Raw genomic sequence first — 8,217 nt, 5'->3', positions numbered from 1 at the left:
TGCGCTCGCCAACTCCATGTTAAACGTCGTCTGGCATCTCCTTACCAATGGAGAACTCTACCAAGATCTAGGGGCTGATTACTTCGAGAAGCACAACGATCCCGAAGCTCAGGTAAAGCGACTGGCTAAGCGGATCGAGGCTCTCGGGTTCGACGTCACCGTAACCGAGAGGGTCGCCTAGCTCGAACGATTCACGAAACCTCTACCACTCTCGCATCGTGGGGTGCTTAGGTCTTGTCGTCCCAATTCTCCAGGTGGTGGGGCATTACACTTTAGATACGTGTGTTGAAGACGGAGCTACCGCTCACGGCGGCAGGACTCCAAGCATGCTACGACAACGCAAGTTGGACGTAGGAGGTGGTCAATCATCGACTTGGGCTCGTTCTGTCCCTGTGGATAGGGCAGAACACTCAAGGGCGGCTGGAGAGCGAAAAACACAAGAGGTGCAGAAAAATGTATATGTATTTTGGAGCGGCTCTTGTATCTCAAACTGCACCCCTGCTACCGTCCAGGGGCTTGATACCTTCTCACCACCGTCGTCTGATAGCTGGAACAGGACGCTGACCGACTCAACCACCTCTCGGTACTGACCGAAGTTGCCCGGTAAGATCACCTTGTTGGTTGGATTGCCGTCCATAACAAGCACGCAGCAATGTGTGAGCTCAGCGACCTTGTGAGCTTGAGCCTTAGTTCGCATAGTGGCGATCATGAACAGGCTGCATCTACTGCACGTTTTGCTCTGCTAGTCGCTGATCTCCGGCCATATAACCGGGCGCACAACGACGTAAGTAGATCTGTCACGTATGGGGTCGTCATCCACTTCTGTGGCCTCTACCACGACCAACTGCCTAGACTGAGCTTTTAGCGCGGCTTCAACGCATTCGGCACCGAAACGGCAGAATCTATCCCAATGTTCAACAAGGATTGTCTCAACCTGCTTGTCTTCCAGTCATGAGAGAAATTTACGTCGATGCCCATTGAGCGCTGAACCAACTTCGATCACCACTCGATCGCCCGAATAACCATGATCCGTTGCCCAAGCAAACACCCTTGACACTTGGCGGTCAAGGTCTGACTTTTGGTCGGACGGCGATACTCTCGCGTAACTAACACAAGACTGAGATTTTGACGGCTTAGACTCCAGATCTCCTACCAAAATCAATCCACCAATTTGGCGCGCCGGTACTGGCAATTTACCAGCGCGATACCACCTGTATGCCGTCTGAGGATGTATGCCTTGAGACATAGCCCACTCACGTAAGCTCGTTCTACTACAGTGCATCGCTCTGACAACTGTTGCAACCCCGTCGTGCCTTGGGTGCTGGTATGGCTTTCGCTGTTGATAGAACACGCCAACAGCCCCCACGGCAAACTCCAGCCGATGCGGTCAAACTCGATCGCCCGACTCAACTCGTGATCGAGGCCCTGACCCAATTGGGGACAACCTCAACCCACGTCTGGCCGGGGGCAAGCGAGATTTGTTGCCCGTTGGGGAGATAGTACGACGTTGTCGAATTCAACGAATGGCGAACCCAATCACCCTTGTAGATCTCTCCATTACGCAAGATCCAGACCGGACCTTCTCCTACCGTCTGAGAGTGAACACCCAAACTGTGGGGCCCACTCTCGTTATAGGTACCTGGGGGGGCGTTGACGAACTGGACCACGACGTTGGTGGCACTCAACTGCTCACCACCGTTGCCGTAGGCCGGCTGTCCGGAATAGAAGCGCAGAAATCGATTGGCCGACGGACTCCATTGCCAGCTCACATCCTCTGGCGCAGAGAATGGCAGATACACCGTATTGACACTCGATCCTCCCTTGGGGACGGTGCTCGAGAAGTCAAAAAGGCGGGGAGGAGGCGTTGTGGAGCCGACGAGAGACCAGATCTCGGCCGGTGACCCGTAGAGGTTTTCGGGTGGAACCCGTGACGTAATTCTTACGAATGGTGGGCCAACAAATGCAAGAGCATCGATGTAATGCATCCAGCTCTGGGCCTTCGCCTCATCGATGTCAGGAATGATGCCCCCGGCGGAGACCAGAATGGGATGTCCTAGTTGGTGCACCACATGCCAATCAACCCAACGCAACGAGCGAATCGGGCCCACGGTCGGTGGAGACTGACACTGGAAGACGGCGATGAACCGCGTGATGCCCCCCTCTGCCTGCACCTCATAGACGACGTCTGCCTCTTGAAGCCCGCTTTGTGGACGCGCACCGGGATCATTGCCAACCTTGATAGCAAGCGCAGCTCGTTGTGGCACGTGGCCGTTGGGGGCGGGTAGATCGGTGAGAGGGCACCTCGCCTCCGTCGATGCGGTGGTTGCTGGTAGAGTTGAGGCAACCGCCCGTGGCGTCGAAGTGGCCTTGTCCTTCGCAGGCACTACCGGAGACTTGCTTGTGCGCAACGCACCAATGGTGATGGCTCCGCCGATCACGACAATCACCGCAACGACAGCAAGCATCGTGTTGAGGACCCGGTGTTGTGTGCGCGATGCCTTCTGCTTCGCTCGACCTCCCTTGGCACGAGAGTGCTTAGCCACTCCACCTCCCCTTGTCGTGTCTTTTGCTACGATCGAGTCAGCAACTTAACGCGATGCCAACCAGGTCACGAAACCTGACCCAGCCTAGCTCGTAACACCCGTCGCTCACCCTGGCTATATCATCAAGCGAGCGAACTCCTTCGCGTAACCATCGCCCAACCGCAAGCGAGACGGAGTCCCCAACCTGGATCGTCATGGTGGCATTCGTCGGAACCGGGAGATCTTTCAGCACCGTTTGGATCGAAGTAGACGACCGTGGCACAACAAAGGGCTGCTCAAGATAGCCCTGCCATCCATCAACATCATTGGCAATCAGCGCTTCAAGTTGGGGCTCATGCTCCACCCCTACCCCAACCACACGTGCACCAATGCGATGTGCCATCGTCGTCAGCGTCTGCACAACCGCCTGAGACATCTCTGAAGCTACGAAGCTGGCGATCAACCGTCGATCGAGCTTGACCCAGTCAGGCTCGAGCGCAACCAGTAACGAGAGTCCTCCATAGCCAACGCCAGCGTTGTCTAGCGCAATCTGAGCGCCTCGTTGTCGCAGCCCGACAAGCGACGCAGCCAGTTGCGCTGGGCTATGGACGATGCTCTCCTCGGAGATTTCGATAATCAGCCGATCACACCACGGAGCGAGGAGGTCCTGAACCGCTGGTGTACCCACAATTTGGGGAGACACGTTAACGCTCAGGCGCGCCTCTGTCTCCTCTTGCGCATACCGATCGAGCAGCCGACTCAAGGTGCAAAGCTCCAAGGTCACATCCAGTCCAAGGGCTCCTGCCCTGGCAAACAATTCCCTGGAGTCAACCCGCGGGCTTCTCGTCAGTCCTTCGATCGCCATAAGCTCGGAACTCGTACATGAGGTGACGGGTTCGAGTATAGTAGTCAACTCCTGCGGAGCGGCGAGGGTGCGCCGCACCTCGGTCTCCCAATCGAGCTGACTGGTAATGTTGACGCCGATCCTCTTGGAGATCATGACGCCTCCACCGCGACCGTGCCACCTCCAGCGGTAAGCAGCTGTTCAATACGCACGATCCCCAACACGCGACGAGCATGATCGGTCACTACCAGCGGATCGAGTCTGGTGTCGACACCGCGAGCGAGGCCCCGCCTGAGACACTCCCCTAGCGAGGAGCCACATTCCACTTCTGTAACGGACCTCACGCGTTCGACTCCGTCGGCACTGATCGACCAGACAAAGAGGGGACGACCAAAATGATCAACCCCTACCCCGAGGGTCTGACCTACGAAGCTGGAGCTTCCAAAGGCGGTCGCAACCGGCTCGGTCACCTCAGCAAGTTCACGCCCGAGCGTCACGTTGCGCTCCTTGCGACTGTGACTCGCCAGCTTTGCTGCGCTGATACGAGGGAGACCAGGACCGGGGCGAGCAATCCAGTACCCCTGGCCCATGTCGATTCCGAGCCGAGCAGCGGCATCGAACTCAGCTTGGGTCTCGATGCCCTCGGCGACGACTTGGATATCCTTGGCACGCGCCGCGTTGACCAGCGTCGCGACCACCGCTGCCTTGGTCGGGCTACGATCGAGATCGCTGATCAGGAAGCGATCGACTTTGATCATATCTGGCTCAAGTTCATACATCAACTCAAGCCCTCCATAGCCAGCACCGGCATCATCAAGAGCTATCCTGGCCCCAAGTGCCCGATAGATGGCAAGCTGGCGTCGAAGTGGCTTGATCTCGGAGACCGGGATGTGCTCAGTCAACTCGATGACCACACGATCGAGCGGGTTCTTGATAAGAATGTGATGGATTTCACGCATGCCGAGATAGGTTGGCGATACATTGACGTGAAGAACAAACCCATGCGGTAGTTGGCGCAAAACTGCAAGCCCTCGTTCGAGCGCGATCGCCTCCAGTTCAGCTCCGAGGCCAAGCTCCGACGCCTCCATGAACAGTCGTTCGGTAGGGATCTCCCCTTCGAAGCGCGCAAGCGCCTCATAGCCAACAATCCCACCATGATTGAGGGAGACGATGGGCTGCGTTACGATATCCATCGCTGCCGGATTCGCCAGCGTCGCGGTAATGACCCCGACGACAGGGGCGGCATCCAGACAGGTAATATCCACTCCCTGGTCGTCTAATCGCTCTTGCATCGCCATACCTCGCCATCCCATGCCGCGTGCTGACCCCTCTATGGCACTTCGGCACAAATCACCATGCCTTTAACAGACGATGAAACGACAAGGGGGCTGATGTGCGACGCGGGGACTTGGAGGAGCCACACACCATGTCGCACCGGTTACCTTGCGACATCATGGGTGCAACCCGATTGAGGCTCACGCGCTCCAATTCCAGCCAGATGACTCGGCATTGGAGCCAATGCGACTGCGTGCTCCACGGCGGATCGTGCCAACGACCTTGGGTCAACGAACCTGGATCTTCCAACCCCAACGTTGCTGAGTGCTGCACAGCCAGTCCCCGGCTCAACCACGCAGCTCTCTCCCGAACGAGCCCAAGCGGGCTCAAAGAAATGTCATAGGGCACGGAACCAGGGAGGGTGATCGATCTGGATACTGATGGCCCAACCGTATCGTCGCACAGCGATGGAACGCTAGCTGTGCGCAGCGCGAGCACCCAACTCGAATGCAGACGCGCCCGCCACATCGTCAAAGGCTTATGGGGAGGGAGAACCTGGAGCGGGCTCAAGGGGCTATCGATTGTTCCCGTACCAGCATCGCTGTAACCGCTCGAGGAGCGATCACCAACGGAAGTTGTGAACCAAACGATCCAACCTCTCACGCCCAATGCCGCACACGTTGTCAGCCTCAAGGCACCGACGTCTATCGGTGTCACAAACCAGCGAGTGCACGCCACCCAAATTGCTCGTAGCGCTCCACCATGGTGCCCCATAGTGATAGATTGAACGACAGGGTCGCCAGGGGTACCGACCAGTTGCGCTCACTGGATCTACAGAACCGTAACGGATATGAGGATAAACGCCTTCATGAGCATAAATGCCAGGGAACTCAATGACTTCTCGCGTAAGGATCTATTGCAACGCCAAACTCGTGAACCAGAGAACGCACCAGCACGTGGCCTGATCCTTCGTGGCGTGTGCAGCCAACGATGCACCTACTCGCACCAAACCGTTCTGGCCCGCGGTCGAGCGCCTGACGGTCTCGTTACCGAGCACTTGGGGAACGTCGGCCTGGCCAGGCATAGTGTGCGCCCTGGTGTCACGCGGCCACAGCACCCCCGCGGGGACGCCTCCAGCGCAGATGATCATCGCCCGACCGAATTCGCCCTTGCTACAGGGAGCGTCCACTCAACACCACTACCGTGGATCGCAACGGGCGTGGCGTCGATGTCGACGCCCACCAGAGCCACCCCTTTCGCAATTGACGACCGGGCTCAAACTCTGTCTCGCATTGGGCTGGTCACAACTGGGCTGGTCACAACTGGGCTGGTCACAATTGGGCTGGTCAGAAAGCTGACCGAACACCGCACCAACCTATCGATCGCAAGCGACCCCCCCAAGACCGTGGAGCCACAACGATGGCATACCAAGCAGATGGGTCAACGATGCGGATACGCGATGCCTCAACAGGGCTCTCGGTTATGGACCAACGCGAGCCCCATCTCGGTGAGCACCTTGTCCTGGTCATGGAACGACCTCCATTCGCTCCGTGACGCTATCGTTGCTCATCGTAGGTCGTCTCGACTGAGACGACCTCTGGGAGCTCCAGTCGTGTGGAGCCCAATATCGGCGACATCGCCGGCGCCTTCAGCTTCGGCCACCCAATGGGAGCCATTGCAGCTCCTCTCGGCGGTGCCATTGCGATCGAGGGTGTGCTGGCAACAGCGATCGCGCCTACGCGGAGCACAATTGCGTGATCGCACCGCAGGCAGCCTGTGGAACCTCGTCGATGATCAAGGCTAAGTACACCACGACAGGATGGTGTGTCGCCACGCAGCACGGTCGCTCGTGGCTCGGCGTAACCATCATCACACTGGCGTGCTTAGTGCTGGCTAGCTGTGGCACGATACAGAGTTCGCAAGGGCCCGCGCAAAGCTCACAAGAGTCGGTGCTGCACGTCAGCGAGGGGGCTTCCCACGCAATAACGACACCGTTCGAGGGGACCAACCTTGATTATTCCGGAGTAGCAGAACCATACGGCGTCGCGTCGGTGATCGACGCAGTCACCTCGGCGGCCCCTGGAACAATCCGATATCCCGGCGGGGCTATCTCGAACTACTGGGATTGGCAAACTGGAACGGTCAATCAGCCACCATCGACGAGCGTAACCAACTCCGGTAGGACCAAGACCAAGCCGGGCCGATACCGCAGGTACGGGTTCACGCTAACCACGCTCAAGAAAATCACGCACGCGACCGGCGCTGTTCCGATCTTCGACCTCAACGTGATGACCTCAACGCTGAGCGACCAACTCGAAATGTTGACAACCGCAGCGCAAATGGGGATTCCCGTTCGCTACATCGAACTCGGCAACGAGTTCTACCTGCCCGACTCAAACTATCTCCGCGCCTTTCCGACTCCAAGGTCGTATGCGGATCTAGTCGCATCGTGGGCGCCAGCGATACGCGCAGCCTTCCCGAACGCGCAGATCGCTGCGGTCGCAAGCGCAGAGCGTACAACCCCTCGCGAACGCCAGTGGAACTCGATACTGCTCAGCATCGCAGCACGTGACATCAACGCTGTCACATTGCACGACTATCCTTCCATACAAGCCACCAAGACGAGGCTCCCCGCACCGGCAACGCTACTGGCGGGAGCAAGCATCGATTGGCAACCCGTCGCCGACATCATCAACTCGTTGCCCTCACGCCTGTCGGTGTGGATAACCGAGTACAACCTCGGCATCAATGCCCTCTCGCTAGGCTCACCTGCCTTCGGAACCACCTGGGAACACGCGTTGTACATCGCCGAACTTGATTTACAGGAGCTGGCATCACCACGTATCACGCTCACCGACTACTGGGATCTGTTTGGTGCCGCCAGTTCCGCGCAATTCACTTCGGGCATACCGCCTACGACGACACCCACGGGCAGTGCCAGTCGACTGATCAACCAAGCGATGAAGCAAGCGACGGAAGTCACAGAACTTACCATTGCAAATGACCCGGTGTTAAACGGATCCACAACCTCAGTGAGCGGGATCAACGTGAGGCCCGCCTCTGGAGGAGACAGGCTCATCTTTGTCAACCTCGGTTCGAGTTCTGCCACGCTTGCCGCAGGCAAGTTGATCCCGACGGGTGCATCCGCGCAGCAGTTGCGCGGCTCACCTTTGGCACAAGCAGTGAATTTGGTGTCACTGCACGTCTCAAGCGACCTGACACTGCCACCATATTCAGTGACGGTCGTCTCCAAGTAGCGGTGGGTATCCACTGACCTCGCACCTTGAACGTAGGTCACATCCAAGAGTCTGGTCATGGTGGCTCCAAGGCGTGCGCGAGCTCAAAAGGGGTCGCATCGGCCACCTGGATTTCTAGTGTCCCTAATCAAAGTTTCGCTGTGAAACGGGAATTTTCAATATTTGGCCCCCGTTGAACCCATTGTACATCTGCTCTCTTGGGGCAAGAGGCAATGACAGTGGCCAAGCAGATATCCAAAGCAACCCAAGCGGCGAATGATTCACAAGGGACCAAGAAGCGTACCGGAGGTAAACCCACCTACGTCGTCACGTTGAGTGA

The 8,217-nt window shown here is 57.7% G+C and carries 5 protein-coding genes and 1 pseudogene; 2 read left to right on the top strand and 4 right to left on the bottom strand.

Features of this window, described 5'->3' with window-relative positions:
- Positions 1-181 (top strand): hypothetical protein (locus MP439_11100; GenBank protein MCI2976599.1); only part of this gene is annotated, 181 nt, incomplete at its 5' end.
- A gap of 524 nt (positions 182-705) precedes the next feature.
- On the opposite strand, the pseudogene MP439_11095 reads toward MP439_11100, so the two are convergent.
- The 4 genes and pseudogenes from MP439_11095 to MP439_11080 form a co-directional block, all read right to left on the bottom strand.
- A pseudogene (locus tag MP439_11095) lies at positions 706-1,246 on the bottom strand (IS607 family transposase).
- A 160-nt stretch (positions 1,247-1,406) separates the two neighbouring features.
- The gene (locus tag MP439_11090) at positions 1,407-2,543 is read right to left on the bottom strand and encodes a DUF3048 domain-containing protein (GenBank protein MCI2976598.1); all 1,137 of its coding nucleotides are present in this window, start codon (positions 2,541-2,543) and stop codon (positions 1,407-1,409) included.
- 37 nt (positions 2,544-2,580) lie between these two features.
- The gene (locus MP439_11085) at positions 2,581-3,522 is read right to left on the bottom strand and encodes an EAL domain-containing protein (GenBank protein ID MCI2976597.1); all 942 of its coding nucleotides are present in this window, start codon (positions 3,520-3,522) and stop codon (positions 2,581-2,583) included.
- Positions 3,519-4,658, bottom strand: a complete 1,140-nt coding sequence (locus MP439_11080) for an EAL domain-containing protein (GenBank protein MCI2976596.1) — start codon at positions 4,656-4,658, stop codon at positions 3,519-3,521. The genes MP439_11085 and MP439_11080 overlap by 4 nt, the downstream gene beginning before the upstream one ends.
- A 1,737-nt stretch (positions 4,659-6,395) precedes the next feature.
- On the opposite strand from MP439_11080, the gene MP439_11075 reads away from it, so the two are divergent.
- Positions 6,396-7,898: a hypothetical protein gene (locus tag MP439_11075; protein ID MCI2976595.1), complete on the top strand. Its 1,503-nt coding sequence runs from the start codon at positions 6,396-6,398 to the stop codon at positions 7,896-7,898.
- Positions 7,899-8,217 lie beyond the last annotated feature (319 nt).

The organism is Ferrimicrobium sp. (genome assembly GCA_022690815.1).
Taxonomy (GTDB): domain Bacteria; phylum Actinomycetota; class Acidimicrobiia; order Acidimicrobiales; family Acidimicrobiaceae; genus Ferrimicrobium.
This window is presented reverse-complemented; position numbering and strand designations above follow the sequence as displayed.